Consider the following 23,257-nt stretch of genomic DNA (forward strand, 5'->3'; position numbering starts at 1 on the left):
AGTCGAGGGGGAATGATGATCAGTCGAAAGGTGTTCCTGAAGTCCGTCGCGGGTGCCGTGGCGCTGGCCGGCGTGGGTGGGACGGCCTCGGCGGCGCCGAAGAAGCGCGGTGGCGTCTGCTACGACACGGGCGTCCTGCACGCGGTGGGGGACCCGTTGAGCCGGGCGCGGTGGAGCCGGCGGCAGCTCGAACGGGAGATCGGCCTGATCGCGGACGACCTGCGCTGCCCGTCGATCACGGCGTTCGGCACCGACCTCGGCCGCCTCGCCGAGACGACGGACGTGGCGTTGCGCCGCGGCCTGAAAGTCTTCGTGCAGCCCAGGCTCTACGACCACCCGCAAGAGCAGATCCTGGAGCACATGGCCGAGGCCGCGCGCACGGCCGAGCGCAAGCGACACGGCGACGACATCACGTTCGTCACCGGCTGCGAGCACTTCCTCTTCACGCCGGGCATCATCCCCGGCGACACGTTCCTGGACCGGATCGCGCACATCCCGTCCATCCCGCAGACCGAGTGGCCCGTGATCATCCGCCGCTTCCGCGAGTTCATGGCGAAGGCCGTTGAGGTGACGCGCCGGGAGTTCCGGGGCCGCATCACCTACGGCGCGGCGGCGAGCGCCGACGCGGAGTGGAACGACTGGTCGTTGTTCGACGTCGTCGGTCTCGACTACTACACGCACTTCGCGACCGATGCCGAGTACACGGCCGACCTGGACAGGTACCGGCGCTGGGGCAAGCCGCTGATGATCCTCGAGTACGGCTGCTGCACGTTCACCGGTGCCGCGAGCGCCGGTGGGATGGGCTGGGACATCGTCGACTACGAGGCCGTCCCGCCGGTGATCAAGCCCGGCTACGAGCGGGACGAACGCGAACAGGCCGACCACGTCGCGCGCATGCTGCGCGTGTTCGGCGCACAGCCCGACGTCGAGGGATCGCACCTGTACTCGGTCATCTCACCGGACTCGCCGCACAACCCGACGTGCCGCGATCGCGACTACGACATGGCCTCGTACAGCCTGCTCCGCACGGTCCGTGAGCGATTCGACGACGACAACTCGCCGTACCGACTGGAGCCGAAGAAGTCGTTCCACGCCTTCCAGCGCTTCAATCGGTGATGACGCGTTCCCTCGGGAACGTCGCCGACACGAGGAAGCCGCCGTCCTCGGTCGGCCCCGCGGAGAACTCGCCACCGAGCAACGTGGCGCGCTCACGCAGGCCGACCAGGCCGTGACCTCCGCTGGGCAACGTCGACGACGGGCTGGACGCGGCGGTGTTGCGCACCTCGACCAGCACGTTGTCGTCGTACTGGGCGTCGATGAACACCGTCGCGCTCGCCCCCACGGCGTGCTTGCGGATGTTCGTCAGGGCCTCCTGCACCGTCCGGTAGACGGCGCCGGACACCGGTGCGGAGAGGTCCTCGACCGGGCCCTTGAGCTGGATGGTGACCTCGAAGCCCGCGTCGGCGGCCAGGTCGGGGAGCTCGTCGAGGCTCGGCTGCGTGTCGTCCGTGGTGCGTAGAACGGACACGAGCGTGCGGAGTTCATCGAGCGTGCGCGTCGACAACGTGCGGATGGTGCCGGCGACCTGCTTGTGTTCGGCGTCCGCCACGGCCATGCGGAGCGCGCCCGCCTGCATCGCGATGAGACTGACCTGGTGCGACACGACGTCGTGCATCTCGCGGGCGAGCTTTGCCCGTTCGTCGGCACGGATGGCGTGCGCGTGCAGCACCCGTTCTCTCTCGCGGGACTCGGCCAGTTCGCGGATGCGGTCCGACAGCTCCTGCCGTGCGTGCACCAGCAGGCCGATCGCGATCGGCAGACCTGCCACCAGGAAGCCGTAGATCGCCGAGTGGAAGTGACCGGAGGCCGGCCGTTCGATGAGCTCCTCGAACGGCCACGCGACGAACCGGCACAGCCACACCAGCGCGGCCGCGAGGCCCGTCTGCCAGCCGCCGATGTAGCGGCGGGCGACCGTGTAGAGGGCGATCATCGCGGCGAGCTGCGACCAGCCGACGAAGAAGCCGGGGATGGTCAGCACGAGCGTGAGGAACGGGAACCGGCGGCGCAGGACGAGCGCGCCGACCGCGAGCCAGTTGAGCCACAGCTGGTAGTTCTCGATCGGCGGGAGGTCCGTGATCGGGTCCGCCTCGAGCCACAACCCGTACAGCCAGACGTCGAGCGCGGCGAAGAAGATCAGCGCGAGGTCGGCGAGCACCTGCCGGTAGTCGCCGCTGAGCGGCCAGCGCGAACTGGCTGAAGCCTCCGCCGACCGTCTGGCCGGGAGCAACGTCGTGGTCAGGATCCGACCTCCCCTGTGAGCCTTGCGATCCTCACCGTACTGCGCGTATGCGGCGGTTGGCATTGGCTGCCCCTTTACCCCGACCTGCCCCGTCATGGGGGTAAGACGCCCGCACACGCGAATCTGTACGGCTGTCGGCTCACATATGTGCTACCGCACACGCTCGTGTGAACGCGTGCGGTAGTCACAGCCCTACTAGGGGCATGTCTTCCACGAGAACTGGTAGGTCGTGTCGATGGCACCGTCCGTGGAGTCCATCGAGACGAAGCTGGTCGTCGTCGCCGTGTTGGACGAGCCGGGGTACACGCGGAGCTCGGTGTTGATGTTGAAGTTCCGCTTCTCGCCGCACGGGGAGTAGACGATCGCGGCGACCTCGGTCTGGTCCGTGGCCTGCCAGTCGTCGCTGTGCGGGCCGTTGTAGCGGTGTTGCGCCGAGTCGTTCTGCGACATGCCCTGGAAGTAGTAGTTGGCCTTCTGGATGGCGTACGCGCCTCTCTCCAGGTGCGCGAAGCCTCTGTAGTCGGCCTGGGCGATGCCGTAGGTGAAGCCCTGCGGGACGTTGACCCGCAGGTTGAGCTGGCAGTTCTTGCGGAAGTCGGTCGGCCGCGCGCCGACGCCGACCTGGGCCAGGTAGTCGCTGTAGGTGACGGTGAACGCCTTGTTGTCCTCGGACACCGCGACGGCCGCCGTGCCCGCCGGGCATCCGGAGCCGTTGACCGTGACGATGTCGATCGTGATGTGGTCGGGCGGCGGCGTCTCGTTGGGCGCGCCGGGCGGGATGATGATGGCTGAGGCCAGCAGGGCAGCGGCAACCGCGTTGAGCATGGGGCACCTTTCCAAACGCGTCTCGCGGGGAGGGGTGGCGGCGGTTGGACTCGGGTGGCGGCGGCCTTTATCGGGAAATCAGCAGCGCTTCCACGAGAAGTGGTGCAACGTGCGCACTTCTCCGCGCTGGTGGTCCATCGTCATGAAACTGTTTGTATTGGCGTCCGAGGTACCCTTGTCGACCCGCAGGGCGCTGTTGACGTTGAGATTCTTCTTCTCACCGCACGGTGCCCAGACGATCTCGGAGAACTCGGTTCGATGGGTGATCGACCAGTTGTCGTCGAACGGCCCGGTGAACGTGTGCTTCCACGTCGTGGTGGCCGATTGACCGGCGAAGTAGTAATTCACCGACTGGTACCCGGTCGCGCCGGGCCTGAGGTACCCGTAGCCGCCGTAGGTCGCTTCCGCGATGCCGTACGAGAAGCCCTGCGGCACGTTGACCTGCAGCGTCAGCTGGCAGTTCTTCCGGAAGTCGGTCGCAGCGGCACCCTTGCCCGCCTGGGCGAGGTAGTCGCTGTAGATCACCCAGAACGACGTGTTGTCGGGTGAGACGATCACTTCGGCGGTGCCTTGCTTGCACCCGGAACCGTTCACCGTCACCACGTCGATCGTCACACGCTCCGAAGGAATCGTCGCGGCGTGTGCGGGTGCTGACGACAATGTGAACAGCACGGCCAGAGCGGCTGCTGCCGTCGCTTTACGCATGAAGTTGGCCTTTCCTGGTGCCTCTTTCTCAGCGTGGAGCGGCAGCGGTGCCGCGAAGGTTAGCGCAGAGGGTCGACCAATGGTGTGATCCAAATGGCCCAGGTCACACTGATGGAGCAGCTCGTGGAGAATTATCACAAACAGTCGGCGACCTGGTGCTGAGGACACGAATAGTTTCCGGCATACTTGCCCGCATGTCGCTGGCTGGGCTGGTGCTCGTCGTCGAGGACGAGGACCCCGTGCGTAGGTACACCGTGAGCCTGCTCGAGGAGCTGGGCTTCACCGTTCTGCAGGCCATCGACGGCACCGAGGCGATCGAGGTCCTGCGCCACCGGTCCGGTGAGATCAGCCTGATGCTGCTCGACCACTCCATGCCGGGCCTGTCCGGCGAGGAGGTGCTGGCGGAGCTGGAACGCGAGGGGCTCACGGTACCGGTGGTGCTGACCAGCGGGTACGACCGCACGTCGCTGGAGCGGCGGTTCGCCGGGCACGAGATCGCCGACTACCTGCAGAAGCCGTTCCGGCTGGAGACGCTCGACGAGACGGTCCGCGCCGTGCTCGCGAACCGCGCTCAGGCGTCCTGAGCCAACGCGCGGCGGACGCGTTCGAGCAGTTCGGACTCCACGTACGGCTTGGTGATCAGCACCTCGTCGTCGAGAACCTCGTCGGTCGTGTAGCCGGACATGTAGATCACGGCCGGCGCGGCGCCCGTCGAGCGCAGCAGCCGGACGAGCTCCGGGCCACCCATCTTCGGCATCACGACGTCGGTGAGCACCAGGTCGATGGTGCTGCGGTGCGCGGTGGCGAGCTGCAGCGCCTCCTGACCGTCGCCCGCCTCGATCACCGCGTAGCCCGCGATCTCCAGTGAGCGCCTGGTCATGACGCGCACCTGGGCGTCGTCCTCCACGAGCAGCACGGTGCCGACGCCCTGGTGCGTGGTCGGGCGGCGCGCGCACGGTGCTTCGGCCTTGCCGTCGCGTTCGTGCGGCACGGGCAGGTAGACCTCCACGGTCGTGCCCTCGCCCGGTGCGCTGATCAGTTCGATCTGCCCGCCGGACTGCTGCACGATGCCGAACACCGTGGACAGGCCGAGGCCCGTGCCCTTGCCGACCGGTTTGGTCGTGAAGTACGGCTCGAACACCTGCGCCTGCACGTCCGGGGCCATGCCGCCGCCGGTGTCCTGGACGCGCATCACGACGTACTCGCCCGGCCGCACACCGACGATCCGGCCGCTGTCGCCGCTGCCGAGGGTCCTGCCCGCGATCTCGATCCGCAGCGTGCCGCCGTCGGGCATGGCGTCGCGGGAGTTGACCGCGAGGTTGAACAGGATCTGCTCGACCTGACCCGCGTCCGCCCACACCTGCGCGACGCCGTCCGGCAGGTGCATCTCCAGTTCGATGTGGTCGCCGACGAGCGTGCGCAGCATCGAGTGGACCTTCGTGAGGTTGTGCCGCAGGTCCAGGGACTCCGGGTGCAGGACCTGCTGGCGGGTGAACGCGAGCAGTTGCCTCGTCAGGTTCGCGGCCCGTTCGCCAGCGTGCCTTATGTCCTCGATCGCCGTGCGCCGCGGATCGTCCTGAAGGGTGCGTCGCAGCAGCATCTCGCTGTTGCCGTTCACGACCGTGAGGATGTTGTTGAAGTCGTGCGCGATGCCGCCGGTCAACCGGCCGATGGCTTCCATCTTCTGTGCGTGCCGTAGCTGCGCCTCGGTCTCGCCGACGCGTTCCTCGAGCCGTGCGCGCGCGTCCTTCAGCTCCTGCATCAGCCTGATGCTCCGCAGCGCACTGCTGAGCTGCTGCTGCACGGCCTCGTAGATCCAGCCGGGCTCCGGGCCCTCCTCGAAGATCACGTACCCGAGGTTGTCCTCGTCGGTGTGCAGCGGCGCGATCAGCGCGTTGAACGGCGTGGTCCGGCGGAACGGGTACGGCGTCAGGTTGATGGTGGGGAACGGGGTGTCCGGCGGGGGCTTGAGCTCGCCGTTCTCGTAACGGACGAGGGTGCGCGCCGTGCCTGGCGTGTCGTACGCCATGACGTGACAGCCCGGGATGGCGAGGCGGGGGAGCTCCTCGGCCAGTGCGGTCGTCAGCTCGTCCACGTCCCGTGACGCGATGAGCCGTTGGCCTGCTTCACGCACCGTCTGGTCGTGACGCTCGTGCGATAGGTACTTGAACCGTGCGTCCGTGGCGAACGCATCGCCCAGAAGAAACTGAACGCGCAGCCACAGGTCGTTGATGATGGTCGCGTCGCTGATGCGGGCCGTCACGAACCGATGCAGGTCGAACAGCGGTGGCCACCACTGCGCCGGTTCGCACCCGGCGCGCGCACTCAGGCGGATGTACTCGGCCAGCAGTTTCAGGAACTCCGCGCCCTCGACCTCACCGCGGCCCGCCGCCATCAGCTCGACGACCAGCTGTTCGGCCCAGCCGTCCGGCAGCTGCGCGGAGGGTTGCCCGAGCGAGTCGCGCAGGTGGTCGGCCACCGTGGACGCGGTCGCGGACTCGTTGATCCCGATCCGGTCGTGCGCGGGGGCGTGGTCGCCGAGCCCCGCCGGCAGGCAGCCGCACGACCGGCGCACGATCAGCTCGGTCGGCATGGTCTGCCGGTGCCGCGCCGGCTCACCCCGCACCAGCGCCACCGCGAGTTCGGCGGCCCGGAAACCCATCTCGTGGAACGGCGCCCTGACGGTGGTGAACGCGGGCGCCGCCGCGTCGATGTCCACCTCGCGCTGCATCCTCGCCGCCGCGCTGTAGCCGAGGTCGTGTGTGCGGACGTTCGTGTGGTTGCCGTACCCGACGACGGCGACGTCCTCCGGCGTGCGGAAACCCAGTTCCTCCAGCGCGGACACGACCCCGATCGCGTAGTCGTCGTTCGCGGCGGCGACGGCGTCCGGTGGTTCGTCGATCCGCGCGAGCATCTTGCGCACGGTCTCGGCGGCGCGGTTGGGTTCCCAGATGAACGAACCCGGCATCGTGACGAGCGCGGGATCGAACGGGATTCCGTGGTTGCGCAACGAATCCGCGTACCCCAGGAACCGCTCACGGGCGCCCGCATGCGTTTGCGGCCCGCGGACGAACGCGATCCGGCGCTTGCCGTGCACCTCGATGAGGTGGTCGACGGCCTGCTTCATGCCGCCCCGGTTGTCCATCAGGATCGTTGGCCACTGGGCAAGGCTCGTCTCGACGCTCACGATGGGCATCGGCGCGTACCGCTTCACGTACTCCTGCATGCCATCGGAGCCGATGAGCTGCCCCACGCGCGTAGTCCACACCACGAGCGCATCGATGCGGTTCGGCGAAATGAGGTCGTAGACCGTGTTCGCACGACGCTTGAGCGGATCCGGGTGGTCCAGCTCGCTGCCGACGAAACACACGAGGTCGCACCCGAGCCGCTGAGCGCCGTCACTGACACCACGCCACTGCTCGCCCGCGAGCTCGATCAGCGGGCCAGCGGTGATCATCCCGATAGTGGGACGTCGCTTCGCACTGCCGTTCGCCACAAAACCCCCGCTACTCAACGCGATTGGGGATGATACGCGTTGTCGGGGGGAATGCCTGCCGTGTTACCAGGGAGATTGGTGAACGCTGTACTGGAGGGCCTGGCGTCGAACCCCGCGCTGCCGGGTTTCCTGCTCGACCGCCTGGTCACGTCTGCCGAGCTCGCCACGGTCCTCGCGGATCGAAACGATCTGGCTCCGCACCACGTGCGCGCGTTGCTCGCTCACGGCGACTCGTCGGCCGTGCACACACTGCTGGAAAAGAAGTTGGTCCATCCGGACGACGTACCGATCGCGAACGAATCGGTGGCCCTGGTCCTGACCGGACACGCCGACTCGGATCCCGCACTGGCCCGCGCCCTCGCGTTCCACCCGGACCCGTCCATTCGGGCAAAACTCCCGGAGTGGGCGTGTTCGCTACCCAAGGACGTGATCGCACTGCTGGCCCGCGACCCGTCCCCATCAGTCGTCGCCGAACTGGTGCTGTTCCACGAGTTGCCCCTGCCGCTGGCGTCGACGGTGAGCCGCCACCCGGACCCCGGCGTGCGCCGAGCACTGGCCTCCAGCCCGCACACGCCCGCCTCGGTGCTGGCGTCGCTCGACCAGGGGGAGCTGGCCCGCGAACTGGCCGACAACCCCGCGACTCCTGCTGCGGTCGCAGCAGACCTGCTGCCGCACCACGCCTCCCGCTACTTCCTGGCCGGACGCACCGACCTGCCTTCGAGCGTCTACGAACAGCTCGCCTCGGAACTCGAACCGGGCATCCTGTCGCAGCTGGCCGCGAACCCGGCCGTCCCGGTCCCGGTCCTGCGCCAGCTCTCCGGCACCCGCGCGTTGCGTCCCGCGGTCCTGCGCAACCCGTCGATCCCGCTGGACCTCCTGACCGACCTGGCCCCGGCCGCGCGCATCGGCCCCGACCCGGTGCCCCGCATCGCTTCCGCCTCCGCGGTGGAACTCCGGGAACTGGCCGCGTCGCCGGTGGCGCAGGTGCGGTTGATGGTGGCCTTGCGCGCCGATCTGCCCGCGGAGCTGTTCGCGCGTCTCGTGACCGACGCTGATCACGGTGTGGCTGCCGCGGCCGCTCCGCGGGCGACCGCTGCCCAGCTGTGGGAGCTGGTGTCGCGGCACGGGGTGCCGGTGTTCGCCGCGGTGGCGCGGAGCCCGTTGTGCCCGCCGGAGTTGTTGCACCACATGGCTTTGCGGGCCGGTTCGGAGGGCGAGGTGTGCCGGGCGGTCGCCGGGCACGCTGCCGTTCGGGGTGAGACTTTGGTGTTGTGCTTGGAAGATGCCCGTGCTCGGCACCTCGCGGCTGCTCATCCGCACCTGCCGGTGGGGACGATCCTGGAGTTGCTGGGAATCGAGTTCACGGCGGGTGCCGCGGCGGCGAACCCGTCGTTGCCGCTGCGGGTGATGGAGGAACTGGTCAGCTCCGCCACCTGGTGAAGCTCGTGCGCGCAGCGGGATCAGCAGGCTGCGCAACGAAAAGGCCCCCAGGCCGAAGCCTGGGGGCCGGAGAGCTCAAGCCAGTGGTGGCTTGAACAACGCCGGGACCGCCGAAGCGGCCGCCGAGTCCAGCAACCACAACGTGCGGCGGCGGCCACGAGCGCCGGCGGCGGGCAGTTGCACCTCGCCGGCACCGTCCAGTGCCATCGCCACGGCGGCGGCCTTGGCCTCGCCGGTCGTCATCAGCCAGACCTCCTGCGCGGACCGCACCGACGCCAGCGTCAGCGACACGCGCGTCGGCGGCGGCTTCGGGCAGTTGCGCACGGCCACGACCGAACGCTCCTTCTCGTGCACCGCAGGGGAGTCGGGGAACACCGAGGCCACGTGCCCCTCCTCGCCGACGCCCAGCATGCAGACGTCGAACGAGGGCACGTCGCCGTGGTCCTCCGGCCGCGCGAGAGAAGCCAGCAGTGACGCGTACTCCGCCGCCGCGGCCTCCGGGTCGTCGCCGAACTTGCCGTCCGAAGGCTCCATCACGTGCACCCGCGACGGGTCCACCGAAACGTGGTCCAGCAGCGCGGCCCGTGCCTGGGTCTCGTTGCGCTCGGCGTGCCCCGAGGGCAGGAACCGCTCGTCGCCCCAGAACAGGTCCACCCGCGACCAGTCCACCGCGTCCCGCGCGGCGTTGCGGTTCAGGTGTTCCAGCACCGCGGTACCGGTGCGGCCGCCCGTCAGCACGACGGACGCGGAGCCGCGCGCTGCCTGGGCGTCGACGATGCGGGTCACCAGGCGGGCCGCCGCGGCGGCGGCCAGGAGGTCGCCGTCGCGGTGGACCACCACTTGCGGGTTGCTCACGAACCAGCCTTCGCCTTCGACTTCTTGGGAGCGGAACCGTTGGTCGCCTCCGCGGCGGCGGGTGCCTCGTCCTTCGCCGTGTGCGCGCGGCCCTTCACGACCTTCGCGAGCGACTTGAGCGCCGCCGCGTAGACCTCGTCCGGGTCGAGCCTGCGGAGTTCCTCGGCGAGGCAGTCGCGCACCGAACGACGCTGCAGCGCGACCCGCCGCGACGGCTGGCCGGGCTGGGTCAGCGTGCCGACCTTGCCGTCCGGCCGCAGCAGGTCGACGGCGCCGGAGGGACGGCCGAGCCGGACCTCCACGATGCCTTCACCCGACGTCGCCTTGAAGCGCTTGGCGGGCACCTTCAGCCGGTCCGTCAGCCACGCGGCGAGCAGGTCCGTGGACGGCGAGTCGGCCTCACCGGTCACCTCGGCGTCCACGACCTTCTCGTACGGTGGGAGGTCCAAAGAGGACGCGAGCATGGCGCGCCACAGCGTCAGCCGCGTCCACGCCAGGTCCGTGTCACCCGGCGCGTAGTGCGCCCGCCGGGACTCCAGGGCCTTGATCGGGTTCTTCTCGGCCGCGGCGTCGGTGATGCGACGCTGCGCGAGCTGACCGATCGGGTCCTTCGAAGGCGACACGGGCGCGTCGAACGGCCACCACGCCACGACCGGGGTGTCCGGCAGCAGCAGCGGCATGACGCACGAGGCGCCCTCCTTGGCCAGTTCTCCGTACAGACGAAGAACAACGACCTCGGAGGCACCCGCGTCGCCACCGACGCGGATCTGCGCGTCCAGGCGGGGAGCCGCCTGACGAGCACCGCGGGCCACGACGATCACGCGACACGGGTGTTCGCGCGAAGCGTCGTTCGCCGCGTCGATCGCGGCATCGGTGCGCTGGCCGTCCTCGGTCACGATGACGAGGGTCAGCACGCGACCCAGGGTCGTCGCACCGCCTTCGTCCCGCAGCCGGACCAGCCGCGAGTTGATCTGGGAGGTGGTGGTCGAGGGCAGGTCGATGATCACGGACGCCTCCAGTGCCTTCCGGTCCTGGCGGTCATCGCGTCCGCCGAGGGCGGACCCCAGGTCCCAGCCTTGTACTTCTCCAGAGCCGGCTCGTCCTTGCGCGCCCAGAACTCCAGCACCGGGTCGAGGATCTCCCAGGAGAGCTCGACCTCGTCGTTCTTCGGGAACAGCGACGGCTCACCGAGCAGCACGTCGAGCAGCAGCCGCTCGTAGGCCTCCGGCGACGACTCGGTGAACGAGTGGCCGTAACCGAAGTCCATCGTGACGTCGCGGACCTCCATCGTGTTGCCCGGCACCTTCGACCCGAACCGGATCGTCACGCCCTCGTCCGGCTGAACCCGGACCACCAGGGCGTTCTGACCGAGCTCCTCGGTCGCGGTGTCGTCGAACGGCAGGTGCGGCGCCCGCTTGAACACGACGGCCACCTCGGTGACACGGCGGCCCAGGCGCTTGCCGGTGCGCAGGTAGAACGGCACCCCGGCCCAGCGGCGGGTGTTGACCTCGCAGGTGATCGCGCCGAACGTCTCGGTCTTCGACTCGGGCGAGAAACCGCCCTCCTCCAGCAGGCCCGGGACCTTCTGACCGCCCTGCCAGCCACCGGTGTACTGGCCGCGCGCGGTCGTCTCCTCGAACGGCTCCGCGGGACGCGTCGCCGAGAGGATCTTCACCTTCTCCGCCCGCAGGTCCGACGGCTTGAAGGAGACGGGCTCCTCCATCGCGATCAGCGCGAGCAGCTGCAGCAGGTGGTTCTGGATGACGTCGCGCGTCGCGCCGATGCCGTCGTAGTACCCGGCGCGGCCACCGAGACCGATGTCCTCGGCCATGGTGATCTGCACGTGGTCGACGTAGTTCGAGTTCCAGATGGGTTCGTACAGCTGGTTCGCGAACCGCAGCGCCAGGATGTTCTGCACGGTCTCCTTGCCGAGGTAGTGGTCGATGCGGAACACCGACTCCTCGGGGAAGACCTCGTTGACCGTGCGGTTGAGCTCCTTGGCCGACTTCAGGTCGTGGCCGAACGGCTTCTCGATGACGACACGGCGCCACTGGTCGGGTGCCGTCTGGGCGAGACCCGCGCGCTTGAGCTGGTTGACCACCGTCGGGAACGCGCCCGGCGGAATCGACAGGTAGAACGCGTGATTGCCGCCCGTGCCGCGCTCGGCGTCCAGAGCAGCGAGACACGACGCGAGGTTGTCGAACGACGCGTCGTCGTCGAACGTGCCCTGCACGAACCGGATGCCTTCGGCGAGCTGAGCCCACACGGCCTCGTTGAACGGCGTGCGCGCGTGCTCCTTGACGGCGTCGTGGACGACCTTCATGAAGTCCTGGTCGGCCCAGTCGCGGCGGGCGAACCCGACGAGACCGAAGCCCGGCGGCAGCAGACCCCGGTTCGCGAGGTCGTAGATCGCCGGCATGAGCTTCTTGCGCGACAGGTCACCGGTGACACCGAAGATGACCAGCGCGCTCGGACCCGCGATGCGGGGCATGCGCTTGTCGCGCGCGTCCCGCAGCGGGTTGTGCCACTTGGCGGATGTGGTCACGAGCCGTCCTCCTGGACTGCCTCGACGAGCTGGGCCAGTCCGGCGATGCGGTCCTCGAGGTGCAGGCGCAGCACCGGGCGACCGTGTTCGGCCAGGACCTGACCGTCACCGAGCGCCTGCGCGAGCTGCAGCTGCGCCAGCGTGTAGGGACGGCCGGGCACCTCCAGGTCGTCACCGGACTCGCCGGTGATCTGGATGAACACGCCGTTCTGGTGACCGCCCTTGTGGTACTGGCCGGTCGAGTGCAGGAAGCGCGGACCCCAGCCGAACGTGGTCTGCAGGTGCGTCCTCTTCGCGATCTCCGCACGGAGCAGCTCGAACGACGCGTCGTCGATCCTGTCCAAGTACGCCTGAACGGAGATGTAGCCGTGCTCGGGCGCCACTTCAACGATCGCCGCCAGCGCTTCCGCGACGGTGTTGACCTTGCGCGGCGCCCAGTCCGTGCCGTGGCCCTGCACCGGACCGTCCACGAAGGACGGAATCGTCGCGGCGACGGCCGGCGCGTCGAGCAGCGCGCGGGAGGCCTTCTTCGCGGCCTCGACGTCGGGCTGGTCGAACGGGTTGATGCCGAGCACCCGGCCGACGAGCGCGGTCGCGTACTCCCACAGCAGGAACTGCGCGCCGAGCTTGCCCTCGACCGCGACGCTCGCCGAACCGGTGGCCGGTCCGATGGCGACGGTCGTGGCGTCCGAACGTGCGTTCACGAAGCCCTCGGCACCCGGACCCTCGACGACGACCGGCAGCAGGCCGGTGCCGTTCTTGCCGGTCGACTCGGCGATGAGCTGCTCGGCCCAGTCGCCGAAGCCCTTGATGCCGGAGCCGGTGTCGGCGAAGACGACCTTCTCGGCACCGTGCGCGTGCGCGGCACCGAAGATCGCGGCGAGAACGACCGCGGGGTTCTCGGCGGAGTCCTCCGACACGAGCTTCGCGACCTCGGCCGCGTCGTCGAGCAGTTCCTCGACGTTCGCACCCGCCAGGTAGGACGGCACCAGGCCGAACGCCGTCAGCGCCGAGTACCGGCCACCGACGTTCGGGTCGGCGAGGAACACCTTGCGGTACCCCGCCTCCTCGGACGCCTTCTGCAGCGGCGAGCCGGGGTCGGTGACGACCACGATGCGCGACGCGGCGTCGATGCCCGCGTCGGTGAAGGCCTTCTCGAAGATGCGCCGGTGGCTGTCGGTCTCGACAGTCCCGCCGGACTTGGACGACACCACGATCACCGTGCGCTCGAGGTCACCGGCGAGAGCGTCGGCGACCTGGGCGGGATCGGTGGTGTCCAGCACGACCAGCGGCACGCCCGCGGTCCGCGTGATCACCTCGGGGGCCAGCGACGAGCCGCCCATCCCGGCGAGCACGACGCGGTCGACGCCCTCGGCGTGCAGTTCCTCGCGCAGGGCCACGAGATCGGGGAGCAGGGCTCGCGACGTCTCGTGCAACGTCGTCCACGAGAGGCGGATGCCCGCCTCGGACTCGGCTTCCGGACCCCACAGGGTCGGGTCCTGCGCGGTCAGCTTGCTCGGCACCGAATCCGCGACCAGGTCAGCAGCGATCGTGCTGACCTGGTCGGCGTTCGGTGACCTCACGATTTCGACGGAGGTCACTTGGTGATCAGCCCTTCAGTTGAGCCAGTTGGTTCTTCACCGTCTCGAGCAACTCTTCCCAGGACTTCTCGAACTTCTCGACGCCCTCGGTCTCCAGCGCGACGAACACGTCCTGGAGGTCGATTCCCACGGCGGCGAGCCGGTCGAACACTTCCTGGCCCTCAGCGGCGCGACCGGTGACCGTGTCTCCGGTGATCTCGCCGCCGTCGGCGACGGCCCGCAGCGTCTTCTCCGGCATCGTGTTCACGACGTCGTTCACGACGAGCTGGTCGACGTAGAGGGTGGGGGAGTAGCTCGGGTCCTTCACACCGGTCGACGCCCACAGCGGACGCTGCGCGTGCGCGCCGTCCGCCTCGAGAGCCTCCCAGCGCTCGCCCTGGAACGTCTTCTCGAACGCTCCGTAGGCGATCCACGCGTTGGCGAGAGCGGCCTTGCCCTTGAGCGCGGTCGCCTCGTCGGTGCCGATCTTGTCGAGGCGCTTGTCGATCTCGGTGTCCACACGCGACACGAAGAAGGAGGCGACCGAGTGGATCGAGCGCAGGTCGTGGCCGTTCGCCTTCGCCTGCTCGAGGCCCGCGACGTAGGCCTCCATGACCTTCTCGTACCGCTCCACCGAGAAGATCAGCGTGACGTTGACGGAGATGCCCTCGGCGATCACCTTGGTGATCGCGGGGATGCCCGCCTCGGTCGCCGGGATCTTCACCAGCAGGTTCGGCCTGTCGACTGTCTTCCACAGGTCCTGCGCCTCGGCGACGGTCTTGTCCGAGTCGAACGCCATGCGCGGGTCGACCTCGATGGAGACGCGGCCGTCCACACCACCGGTCGAGTTGTAGATGTCGCGGAACTTGTCGCACGCGTTGCGCACGTCGGTCGTCGTGACCTCGCGGATGGTCGCCTCGACGTCGGCACCGCGCGACGACAGCTCACGCACCTGCTCGTCGTAGGACTCGCCCTTCGACAGGGCGCTCGCGAAGATCGTCGGGTTCGTCGTGACACCGACGACGTTCCAGTCGCGGATCAGCTCGTCGAGGTTGCCGCTCGTGAGCCGCTCCCGGGACAGGTCGTCGAGCCAGATGGAAACTCCGGCGCCGGACAGGGCGCCGAGATTCGGCTTGCTCACTTGTTACCCCTCACTCGGTCAAGGGAACGACGCGCTGCGGCGGCGACGTTCTCGGTCGTGAAACCGAACTCCTTGAACAGGACCTGGTAGTCGGCCGAGGCACCGAAGTGCTCGATCGACACGATCTCGCCGTTGTCGCCGACGTGGCGGTACCACGGCTGCGCGATGCCGGCCTCGACCGCGACACGGGCCTTCACCGCGGACGGGATGACCGACTCGCGGTACTCCGCGTCCTGAGCCTCGAACCAGTCGAGCGACGGCATGGACACCACACGCACTGCAACGCCCTCGCCCTGCAGAACCTTTCCGGCCTCGGCAGCCATCTGCAGCTCCGAGCCCGTGCCGATGATCACAACCTCGGGGTTGTCGTCACCGAAGAGCACGTAACCACCGCGCTTGACGCCCTCGGCGGAGGTGCCCTCCAGGATCGGCAGGTTCTGGCGGGAGAGCGCGAGGCCCACCGGGCCGGTCTGCTCGATGACGGCCTTCCACGCGTACGCCGTCTCGTTCGCGTCGCCGGGACGGACGACGGCGAAGTCCGGGATCGCGCGCAGGGCGGCGAGGTGCTCGATCGGCTGGTGCGTCGGGCCGTCCTCGCCCAGGCCGATGGAGTCGTGCGTCCACACGTACGTGACGGCGGCCTTCATGATCGCGGCCAGGCGCACCGCGGGACGCATGTAGTCGGAGAACACGAGGAACGTGCCGCCGAACGGGCGGGTCGGGCCGTGCAGCGCGATGCCGTTGAGGATCATGCCCATGGCGTTCTCGCGGACACCGAAGTGCAGCACGCGGCCGTACGGGTCGGCGCTCCACATGCTCGTGGAGATCTCCGCGGGACCGAAGGACTTCGCGCCCTTGATCGTGGTCAGGTTCGACTCGGCCAGGTCGGCGGAACCGCCCCACAGCTCGGGCAGGTGCTTCGCCAGCGCGTTGATGACCTCACCGGAGGCCTTGCGGGTCGGGACCTCCTTGCCGCCTGCCTCGTACACGGGGAGGTCGGCGTCCCAGCCCTCGGGCAGCTCACGGGCGACGAGGCGGTCCAGCAGCGCCTTGTTCCCCGCGTTGGCCGAGGCCCACGCGTCGAAGGACTTCTGCCACTCGGCCTTGGCGTGCTCGCCGCGCTTGACGACCTCGCGGGCGTGGGTCAGGACCTCGTCGGCGACCTCGAACTGCTGCTCGGGGTCGAAGCCGAGGATCTCCTTGGTGGCCTTGACCTCGTCGACGCCCAGCGCGGCACCGTGCGCGGCACCGGTGTTCTGCTTGTTCGGCGCCGGGAAGCCGATGATCGTGCGCAGCAGGATGAACGACGGCTTGTCGGTGACGGCCTTGGCCTTCTCGACGGCCTCGAGGATGCCCTTGACGTTCTCGCCGGACTCGACGACCTGGACGTGCCAGCCGTAGGCCTCGTAGCGCGCCGCGGTGTCCTCGGACAGCGCGATCGTCGTGTCGTCCTCGATGGAGATCTTGTTGTCGTCGTAGAAGACGACCAGGTTGCCCAGCTGCTGCGTGCCCGCGAGCGACGAGGCCTCGGAGGTGACGCCCTCCTCGATGTCACCGTCGGAGGCGATCACGTAGACGTGGTGGTCGAACGGGCTCTGGCCCGGCGCGGCACCGGGGTCGAACAGGCCGCGCTCGCGGCGGGCGGCCATCGCCATGCCGACCGCGGAGGCGAGACCGGAACCCAGCGGGCCGGTGGTGATCTCGACGCCCCTGGTGTGGCCGTGCTCCGGGTGACCCGGCGTCTTCGAGCCCCACTTGCGCAGGTGCTTGAGGTCGTCGAGCTCCAGGCCGTAGCCCGACAGGAACAGCTGGACGTACAGCGTCAGGCTGGAGTGCCCCGCGGAGAGCACGAACCGGTCGCGGCCGATCCAGTCCGCGTCCGCGGGGTCGTGCCGCATGATGCGCTGGAACAACGTGTACGCGAGCGGTGCGAGACTCATCGCCGTGCCGGGATGGCCGTTGCCGACGTTCTGCACGGCGTCCGCCGCGAGCACGCGCGCGGTGTCCACGGCGCGCTTGTCGAGGTCGGTCCAGTCGTCAGGCAGATCGGCCTTGGTGAGCCGGGCGATGTCGTCGGTGACGGTCACGGACTTACAGCTCCAAACTTTGTCGCTAGGGCGGGTCCGACGACTCTTCGGAATCGATCCCGAAGAGCCTGACCCGCGTCTCTCCCACGTCCTCCGGCCAGCCTAGTCCTGGAAGTTTCAGAAGGTGCTCTGAAAGGTCCCAGGCACATGTGTGGCGGGGCACACCAGCACCCGAACGGGCTGTGAATTCTTCCCGCAGTTACCATCAGTCGCTGGATTTCCCACCACTTGCAACACGAGGAGCGTTCACGCGATGAGTGCCGTCCTCGAGGCTCCCAACCGGACGCCTCGCCAGGTAGTTGGCGCCTATGTGGCACTCACCAAGCCGCGGGTCATCGAGCTCCTGCTGATCACCACGATCCCCGCGATGCTCCTCGCCCAGCACGGCCTGCCGCCGTTGTGGCTGATCGCTTGCACTCTCACGGGCGGTACCCTCGCGGCGGGGTCGGCAAACGCCCTCAACTGCTTCATCGACGCCGACATCGACTCGGTCATGAAGCGGACGGCGGCCCGCCCGCTCGCGCACAACGCCATTCCGCCGCGCAACGCCCTGATCTTCGGCGTCGTGCTCGGAATCGTCTCGTTCGCCTTCTTCCTGATCTTCATCAACCTGATGTCGGCCGTGTTCGCGGTGGCGACGATCCTCTTCTACATCTTCGTCTACACGCTGGTCCTCAAGCGCCGCACCTCCCAGAACATCATCTGGGGCGGCATGGCGGGCTGCATGCCGGTGATCATCGGCTGGAGCGCGGTGACGGGCACCGTCGAGTGGCCCGCCCTGGTCATGTTCGGCGTCATCTTCTTCTGGACGCCGCCCCACACCTGGGCCCTCGCGATGAAGTTCAAGGAGGACTACGCCCGAGCAGGCGTGCCGATGCTGCCCGTGGTGGCCACAGCTGCGCAGGTGACGCGGCAGATCGTGATCTACAGCTGGATCACCGTCGTCTGCACGCTCGCCCTCGCCCCCGTCACCTCCTGGCTCTACGTGGCGGTGGCGGCCGCTTCGGGCCTGTGGTTCGCCATCTTCGCGCACAAGTTGCACAACGTCGTCCGGCGCGGCGGATCCACGAACACCATGAAGTTCTTCCACATGTCGAACCTCTACCTGATGCTGGTGTTCTGCGGTCTCGCCGTGGACGCCGTGGTCGGGTTGCCGGTGCTTGGCTGGCCGTTCTAGCTGCACTTCCAGTCGTACGGCTGTGGCGCCCGTTGAGTTCACCGTCACCGGTGGTGAAGGTTCACCACTGGACTTCGTCGCGGCCCTGACGCCCGCTCGTTCGCTCGTCGTGATCACCGATCCGGGCGGGTGGGCGCAGGTCAGCCAGGGGCTGGCCGTCGGCACCGCCGCGGCTGCCGCCGTCCCGACGCAGGTGCGCGTGCTCCGGTTCGCCGTGCTCGACCTGCGTCACTTCCCGTCGGCCGCCGCGCTGCCCTCGCTCGCGGACGTGCCCGGCGACGTGGTGGCGCTGCACGACACGCGCTCGTGGGACTCGGCCCCGGTGGTCGCGTCGCTGCGCGGACTGGGCCGGCCGGTCGTCCTCTTCACCGCCGTGCACGCGTGGGTGTCCGGTGTGGACACCGCGTCGGTCGTGATCGGGTGGAGCGCGCCGCACGTGGTGCTCGCCGCGCCGACCGGCCCCGGCGAGACACGGGTCGAGGACGCCCTCTGGCAGTTCCGCGAGCTGGAACGGCGGGGCCGGATGACCTACACCTCGCTGCCCGCGCCGCCGGTCGTCGCGGACCGGCCCGTGTCGGTCGTGGTCGCGCTGCCGGGTGCCACGCAGGGCATCGCCGGGGCGTTGCGGCCCGGAGCCGGCTACGAGGTGTGGGTCCGGGTCGGGGACGGCCCCGTGCTGGCGGAGGACCTGAGGCTGCGGGCGGTGCTGAGCATGTCGGGGCGGCCGGTGGTGGCCGAGACGTTCATGCTGCCCGCCGAGGGACCGAGCCCGTGGGTGAACTTCGAGGTCACCACGCCGTACGCCGCCGTGCCGTGGACCGGTGAGCTGGTCGTCTACCACGGGGTGGTGCCGGTGCACGTGCAGCAGGTCGTGCTGCCGGTCGGTGCGGGGGAGCCTCGCGCTCTGCCGCGGCTGAAGCTGTCGCGGACGTTCGCGGACCTGCCGCCCGCGCGGGCGGTGTCGGTGCTGGAGTTCGGTGAGCGGGCGCTGGTCGCCGCGGGGGACGTGCCGTCGTGGGTGAGCCTGGCCGGCCCGCCGCTGTCGCTGCCGGCGATGTCCGGGCTCGATCCCTGGTACGGCAAGGACTTCCCGGCTTACTGCACGGATCTCGCGTTCCTGGCGCGGCAGGGGGCGGCGGCGTACGCGCGGTTGTTCGGCGGGGGTGAACCGGCCGGTGGCCGGCACGCGGCGAGTGGCGACCCCGGCCCGGCCGGTCTCGGCCCGCAGGTGTCCGGTTCTGGCCCGGCTGCCGCGCTCCGGCACGCCGCGCGCGTGACGGGACGCCCCGCCGGGGTGGTGGTGGCGTCCGTCGCGGCGGGTCCGGTGCGGTGGCCGATGATCTACGACCTGCCGTTCACCGACGGGCCGCACCGGCTGTGCGCGTCGGTCGGGCGGTTCGGGCCCTTCGGTGCCGGGGGAGAGGTGCCGCCGCACTGCCCGGTGCACGACCACAGCGGGAACGTGTTGTGCCCCTTCGGGTTCTGGGGGCTGTCGAGCGTGCTGGAGCACCCCGTCGGTCCGCTGGTGTCGCGGGTCCTGCCACGCGCGTGGCCGTTCGAGGTGGCGATGGCGGTCGATCCCGGGATGGACCGCGGGCTGACCGAGCGGCACGTGACGGAGCTGATGTCGCAGGTGCCGCCGGAGTCCGTGACGTCGGCGTACCTCAGCCCCGCCGAGCTGGGACGGGCGCTGGCGGACGAGACCATGGACGTCGTGCACCTGCACTTCCGCGAGGGGTTCCTCGAAGCAGAGGAGATCGCACGGTGGAACCGCGAGGGTGTGTGGCCGCAGCCGCATTGGCCCGTGCGCAAGCCGTTGGTCGTGGGGACGACACCGATGGTCGGGCTCGTGCGGTCGTTCGTCGAGCACGGCGCGTCGGCGGTCGTCTGTCCTGAGGAGGCTGTGCCGCAGGACATGGCCGGCTGGGTCACGGGCATGCTGCTCGCACGGCTGGCCGCCGGGGTGGGCGCCGGTGAGGCGTTGCGGCAGGTTCGGTGGGAGATGCTCAGCCGCGGCAACGTGATGGGGCTCGCGTACTCGTTGCACGGAAGTGCTGATCTGCGGATGCGCTGAACCGCGGGCCTCGGCTGATCGTTTACCAGGGCATGCTGAACTCGGAGGCCCAGCTGCGGCAGGCGATCGAAGAACTGGTTCGCCGCTTCGGTGATCGCGTGGAGGACGCGCAGATCGCCGACGCCGCTGTCGAGGCCTACCTCGACCTGCGCCACGCCTCGACCGTGCACACCCATCTCGTCGTGCTCACCGTGCGTCGGGCTTCTCGCGAACTCGCGTTCACCGCCGTCGGCGTGACGATGCCCCTGCAGCAGACGGTGGGCCTCACGCCCGCTCGCTGACCTTCAGGTAGACGGTCTCGGCGCGGCTCACGGCCGTGCGCGCAAGAGTCGACAGCTCCACGAGGTGTGCGAACGCCTCGTGGAAGTCCATGTCCACGAGAGGTGCCCACGAGAGCGCGACGTCGTGCATGCGTGCCGGATCGGCTTTGACGAGCTGCGCCACGAGGGCTTCGGGGAGCTCGACAACGTTGTCGTCGGGCAGAGGTGTCCACACCTCGTTGAACACCTCGTGCCACACGACGACGGCAGCCCGCGGGTCGTAGTCGCCGGCTGCGACCGACTCCCCGCTCGTGATGAAGAACGTGCTCAGGACGCCACCTTGGTCAGCAGGTCCTCGACGCACGGGTCGTCGAGGGACTCAACGATGCACTGCCACAGCCGGAGGTTCGTCTCGGCCCACTTGGTGTAGGTCGCGGCGGCCTCCGCGTCGTAGAAGTAGTAGCCCTCGTCGGCTTTGCCCACCTGCTCGCCCACGATCTTGTACGCGAGCTCGCGCAGGGTGATGCCGTTCTCCTGGAGGTACCTGTGCGCCAGCACGACCGGCGTGACCGGCAGCGCCTTGAACAGGGTGTCCGCGTCGGACAGGGCCTGCGCCTCCAGCGAGATGTCCCGGGAGCGGGTGCGCATCTCGGCCTCGATGACGATCCGCTCGATCCAGTCGATGTCGCCCATCGACACACCGGCGACGAAGAGGACCTTGCGCCGCAGCGCCGCGCCATCGGTGGGCAGCGAGTTGCGGCGGACCATGTAGTTCAGGTCGTGCACCAGTGCCGCGACCTCCACCACGTCCCGTGCGGCGCCGTTGCGTTCGGCGAAGTGCACGGACTTGTCGCGGACGAAGCTCACGTGGTGCCAACCGTGGAACTGCAGCTTGGCGGCCAGGTCCTCGCACAGCCGCCTCACGCGCTGTTCCACGTCCGCTATGACAGATCTCGGAATCCTTGTGCGCGTACGCATCATCAGCCCTCCCGACCAGGTGGGCTGATGGTAGGCGCGTGGCGGCCGGCTCAGGGCGCTTCACAGGTGGTTCGTCAGATCCTCCAGCCGGTCCTCGACGGGCACGTGCCGATGGCTGACACCGGTGTCCGGGTCGTAGCTGAGGCTCCACGGGTTCACGGCACGTGACTTGACCAGGAACGTCATCGTTCCGTCCGCTGCTCGCGGGATGCGGTGGAACTCGTGCGCGAGCAACGTGCCGGTGGCGCCCTCGGTGCACTGGGTGCGGTTCGTGAGCTCCGTGCCCACGATGGTGCGGCCGCCGGCGCCGAGCCGGGCGTCGAAACGTTCGTGCAGGTAGGCGCCACTCAGGATGGTTGTGCAGAAGTGGTAGCGGTGGTTGTGCACCGAGTCGGCGTAGCCGGTCCGCCAGTCGGCCAGCGGTTTGTACTCGTGCAGCCAGAACGTGAACGGTTCGTCCGCGACGTCGCGCAGGCACCAGGCGAAGTGCGTCGTCGTCTCGCGGGAGTGCGCGATCACCCAGGTCGCCTCCTGGGGAGTGAGGCCGTCGATGTGCGCGCGCAGCTCCTTGCGCAGCTCGGGCCGGGCCGCCCAGTCGGTGAACCACGTGCCGACGTCGGTCCAGTGGTCGACGACGGGGAATTCGGCGCGCTGCACCCGGGCGGCGAGCTCCTCGAGCGCGGACAACCCGGTGAACTCGGCTAGCAAGATCGATCAGCTCCTCAACTGAGCAGACGTGGAGAATTCGCGACGGAATGCGTGGAACTTGCCTTCGAGTTCCGTGAAACCGCCAGTGGTGAGCGGTTCGCCGGTGATCTTCTCGAACAACGCCAGGAAGTCGTTCCGAGTGGTCGCCGGCGTGATGGCGAAGTGGTAACCGGCCTTGGAATTGCTGATGCGCAGGAACTCCGCGCGTTCCATCGCGTAAAGGAACGAACTCTCGGTGAACCTGAGCGTGCGCGGATACGGCCTGAGCACTCCCGCGGTGTTGCTGTAGAGCGTGAGCCACGCCGAGTCGTCGAACAGCTCGAGCCGGTCGAGTGGCGGATCGGAAACGATCGTCACGTCGATTCTCGTGCATCGGCTGCGGGCCGCGTAGAGCCCGACGAGCCCGATGCCGATCTGCTCCTTGAGCCGTTCCCGGATCTCGTCGTAGTCGCCGTCCGCGCCCTCGTTGCGCAACAGGTACCGCGCCCGGCCGCTGATCGCGTTGTCGTCGCGCGGATCGGCCAGCACGGCCCTGACCTCGCACTCCGACTGGCTGAGCAGCACCCTTCCCGCCGCGTACCGGCCCGCGAACCCGCGGAAGCAGTACAGCCGCGTCCGTTCCAGGTCCTGCATCATGAGCTGGTTGAACACCGGGTCGGGCTTGGCCGTCGGTTCGAACACGTGACTGGGGAAGAACTCGCGGTCGAGTGCGCGGTACTCCTCGGTGAGCTCTTTGAGAGCCTTGCGGCTCTCCTCGATGACCGGGGCGAGCAGTGCCTTCTGTGCCGCTTTCGACGTGATCAACGTTTGCGTGAAGCTCACCACGGCCGAAATGAGCGTGCCCGTACCCACTGCCGTCAGCAGGTTTCTCGCTGTCCCGGAATCCATTTGACTGGAAATGGCCAGCGACGCACCCGACGTCACGACGAGTATGAGGAGGAGCAACCCGGTCCGAGTCCAGAACAACTCCTGGATCAGGTTGCTGCGGATGCCTCCGGCCTCCGCGGACACGTGTCCCACCTCCTGGATCACCAGATTGGTCGCTACCCGAACGGACGAATGCGGTCGGTGTCCGATCATGTGCGCG

Annotated in this window: 20 protein-coding genes; 6 read left to right on the plus strand and 14 right to left on the minus strand. The window is 68.8% G+C overall.

Going from position 1 to position 23,257, the window contains the following annotated elements:
* Positions 1–15 precede the first annotated feature (15 nt).
* The gene (locus IEY88_RS18460; protein WP_189155969.1) at positions 16–1,116 is read left to right on the plus strand and encodes a glycoside hydrolase family 113 protein; all 1,101 of its coding nucleotides are present in this window, start codon (positions 16–18) and stop codon (positions 1,114–1,116) included.
* On the opposite strand, the gene IEY88_RS18465 is transcribed toward IEY88_RS18460, so the two are convergent.
* From IEY88_RS18465 to IEY88_RS18475, 3 genes are all read right to left on the minus strand, one after another.
* Positions 1,106–2,362, minus strand: a complete 1,257-nt coding sequence (locus IEY88_RS18465; RefSeq protein WP_189155970.1) for a sensor histidine kinase — start codon at positions 2,360–2,362, stop codon at positions 1,106–1,108. The genes IEY88_RS18460 and IEY88_RS18465 overlap by 11 nt on opposite strands.
* A gap of 132 nt (positions 2,363–2,494) precedes the next feature.
* On the minus strand, positions 2,495–3,124 hold the full coding sequence (locus tag IEY88_RS18470; protein ID WP_189155971.1) for a DUF4360 domain-containing protein: 630 nt from the start codon (positions 3,122–3,124) through the stop codon (positions 2,495–2,497).
* 78 nt (positions 3,125–3,202) lie between these two features.
* Positions 3,203–3,922, minus strand: a complete 720-nt coding sequence (locus tag IEY88_RS18475) for a DUF4360 domain-containing protein (RefSeq protein WP_229693502.1) — start codon at positions 3,920–3,922, stop codon at positions 3,203–3,205.
* A gap of 101 nt (positions 3,923–4,023) precedes the next feature.
* Between IEY88_RS18475 and IEY88_RS18480 the strand changes: the two genes are divergently transcribed.
* On the plus strand, positions 4,024–4,413 hold the full coding sequence (locus IEY88_RS18480; RefSeq protein ID WP_189155972.1) for a response regulator: 390 nt from the start codon (positions 4,024–4,026) through the stop codon (positions 4,411–4,413).
* On the opposite strand, the gene IEY88_RS18485 is transcribed toward IEY88_RS18480, so the two are convergent.
* The gene (locus tag IEY88_RS18485; RefSeq protein ID WP_189155973.1) at positions 4,401–7,286 is read right to left on the minus strand and encodes a substrate-binding domain-containing protein; all 2,886 of its coding nucleotides are present in this window, start codon (positions 7,284–7,286) and stop codon (positions 4,401–4,403) included. The genes IEY88_RS18480 and IEY88_RS18485 overlap by 13 nt on opposite strands.
* Before the next feature lie 117 nt (positions 7,287–7,403).
* On the opposite strand from IEY88_RS18485, the gene IEY88_RS18490 reads away from it, so the two are divergent.
* The gene (locus IEY88_RS18490; RefSeq protein WP_189155974.1) at positions 7,404–8,765 is read left to right on the plus strand and encodes a hypothetical protein; all 1,362 of its coding nucleotides are present in this window, start codon (positions 7,404–7,406) and stop codon (positions 8,763–8,765) included.
* 75 nt (positions 8,766–8,840) lie between these two features.
* Here IEY88_RS18490 and pgl read toward each other — a convergent pair whose 3' ends face one another.
* The 6 genes from pgl to tkt are packed head-to-tail and all read right to left on the minus strand — an operon-like array spanning position 8,841 to position 16,973.
* Entirely contained in the window at positions 8,841–9,620 is a 780-nt protein-coding gene (gene pgl / locus IEY88_RS18495; RefSeq protein ID WP_189155975.1) for a 6-phosphogluconolactonase, read from the minus strand.
* Positions 9,617–10,627, minus strand: a complete 1,011-nt coding sequence (opcA, locus tag IEY88_RS18500) for a glucose-6-phosphate dehydrogenase assembly protein OpcA (RefSeq protein WP_189155976.1) — start codon at positions 10,625–10,627, stop codon at positions 9,617–9,619. Before opcA ends, pgl begins: the two co-directional genes overlap by 4 nt.
* On the minus strand, positions 10,624–12,111 hold the full coding sequence (gene zwf / locus IEY88_RS18505) for a glucose-6-phosphate dehydrogenase (protein WP_189156088.1): 1,488 nt from the start codon (positions 12,109–12,111) through the stop codon (positions 10,624–10,626). Before zwf ends, opcA begins: the two co-directional genes overlap by 4 nt.
* A 50-nt stretch (positions 12,112–12,161) precedes the next feature.
* Positions 12,162–13,748: a phosphoglucose isomerase-related protein gene (locus tag IEY88_RS18510; RefSeq protein WP_229693503.1), complete on the minus strand. Its 1,587-nt coding sequence runs from the start codon at positions 13,746–13,748 to the stop codon at positions 12,162–12,164.
* A 25-nt stretch (positions 13,749–13,773) separates the two neighbouring features.
* Positions 13,774–14,886 carry a transaldolase gene (gene tal / locus IEY88_RS18515; protein ID WP_189155978.1) on the minus strand — a complete coding sequence of 371 codons (1,113 nt, stop codon included), beginning with the start codon at positions 14,884–14,886 and terminating at the stop codon, positions 13,774–13,776.
* A complete protein-coding gene (gene tkt, locus IEY88_RS18520; protein ID WP_189155979.1) occupies positions 14,883–16,973 on the minus strand; it encodes a transketolase in 2,091 nt (696 codons plus the stop codon). Before tkt ends, tal begins: the two co-directional genes overlap by 4 nt.
* Before the next feature lie 253 nt (positions 16,974–17,226).
* Here tkt and IEY88_RS18525 point away from each other — a divergent pair, with 253 nt between their 5' ends.
* The 3 genes from IEY88_RS18525 to IEY88_RS18535 are packed head-to-tail and all read left to right on the plus strand — an operon-like array spanning position 17,227 to position 20,505.
* Positions 17,227–18,150, plus strand: coding sequence for a heme o synthase (locus IEY88_RS18525; protein ID WP_189155980.1), 924 nt, complete (start codon positions 17,227–17,229; stop codon positions 18,148–18,150).
* Between the two features lie 22 nt (positions 18,151–18,172).
* On the plus strand, positions 18,173–20,224 hold the full coding sequence (locus IEY88_RS18530; RefSeq protein ID WP_189155981.1) for a hypothetical protein: 2,052 nt from the start codon (positions 18,173–18,175) through the stop codon (positions 20,222–20,224).
* Positions 20,225–20,256: 32 nt separating this feature from the next.
* Entirely contained in the window at positions 20,257–20,505 is a 249-nt protein-coding gene (locus IEY88_RS18535; RefSeq protein ID WP_189155982.1) for a three-helix bundle dimerization domain-containing protein, read from the plus strand.
* Here the strand turns inward: IEY88_RS18535 and IEY88_RS18540 are convergent.
* The 4 genes from IEY88_RS18540 to IEY88_RS18555 are packed head-to-tail and all read right to left on the minus strand — an operon-like array spanning position 20,489 to position 23,181.
* The gene (locus IEY88_RS18540; protein WP_189155983.1) at positions 20,489–20,848 is read right to left on the minus strand and encodes a hypothetical protein; all 360 of its coding nucleotides are present in this window, start codon (positions 20,846–20,848) and stop codon (positions 20,489–20,491) included. The genes IEY88_RS18535 and IEY88_RS18540 overlap by 17 nt on opposite strands.
* The gene (locus IEY88_RS18545) at positions 20,812–21,462 is read right to left on the minus strand and encodes an HD domain-containing protein (RefSeq protein WP_373294129.1); all 651 of its coding nucleotides are present in this window, start codon (positions 21,460–21,462) and stop codon (positions 20,812–20,814) included. Before IEY88_RS18545 ends, IEY88_RS18540 begins: the two co-directional genes overlap by 37 nt.
* 60 nt (positions 21,463–21,522) lie before the next feature.
* Positions 21,523–22,170, minus strand: a complete 648-nt coding sequence (locus IEY88_RS18550; RefSeq protein ID WP_189155985.1) for a hypothetical protein — start codon at positions 22,168–22,170, stop codon at positions 21,523–21,525.
* Positions 22,171–22,176: 6 nt separating this feature from the next.
* Complete coding sequence (locus tag IEY88_RS18555) at positions 22,177–23,181, minus strand: hypothetical protein (RefSeq protein ID WP_229693504.1); 1,005 nt, start codon at positions 23,179–23,181, stop codon at positions 22,177–22,179.
* Between the last annotated feature and the right edge of the window lie 76 nt (positions 23,182–23,257).

Source organism: Lentzea pudingi, assembly GCF_014646255.1.
In the GTDB taxonomy this organism is placed as follows: Bacteria; Actinomycetota; Actinomycetes; order Mycobacteriales; family Pseudonocardiaceae; genus Lentzea; species Lentzea pudingi.

What these genes read in the sequence shown, in the direction of transcription:
- IEY88_RS18480 (WP_189155972.1), top strand. Translation starts at nt 4,024, where the DNA reads ATGTCGCTGGCTGGGCTGGTGCTCGTCGTCGAGGACGAGGACCCCGTG.
- IEY88_RS18470 (WP_189155971.1), bottom strand. Translation starts at nt 3,124, where the DNA reads ATGCTCAACGCGGTTGCCGCTGCCCTGCTGGCCTCAGCCATCATCATC.
- IEY88_RS18525 (WP_189155980.1), top strand. Translation starts at nt 17,227, where the DNA reads ATGAGTGCCGTCCTCGAGGCTCCCAACCGGACGCCTCGCCAGGTAGTT.
- IEY88_RS18465 (WP_189155970.1), bottom strand. Translation starts at nt 2,362, where the DNA reads ATGCCAACCGCCGCATACGCGCAGTACGGTGAGGATCGCAAGGCTCAC.
- zwf (WP_189156088.1), bottom strand. Translation starts at nt 12,111, where the DNA reads ATGCCCCGCATCGCGGGTCCGAGCGCGCTGGTCATCTTCGGTGTCACC.
- IEY88_RS18460 (WP_189155969.1), top strand. Translation starts at nt 16, where the DNA reads ATGATCAGTCGAAAGGTGTTCCTGAAGTCCGTCGCGGGTGCCGTGGCG.
- IEY88_RS18535 (WP_189155982.1), top strand. Translation starts at nt 20,257, where the DNA reads ATGCTGAACTCGGAGGCCCAGCTGCGGCAGGCGATCGAAGAACTGGTT.
- IEY88_RS18545 (WP_373294129.1), bottom strand. Translation starts at nt 21,462, where the DNA reads ATGCGTACGCGCACAAGGATTCCGAGATCTGTCATAGCGGACGTGGAA.
- IEY88_RS18485 (WP_189155973.1), bottom strand. Translation starts at nt 7,286, where the DNA reads ATGATCACCGCTGGCCCGCTGATCGAGCTCGCGGGCGAGCAGTGGCGT.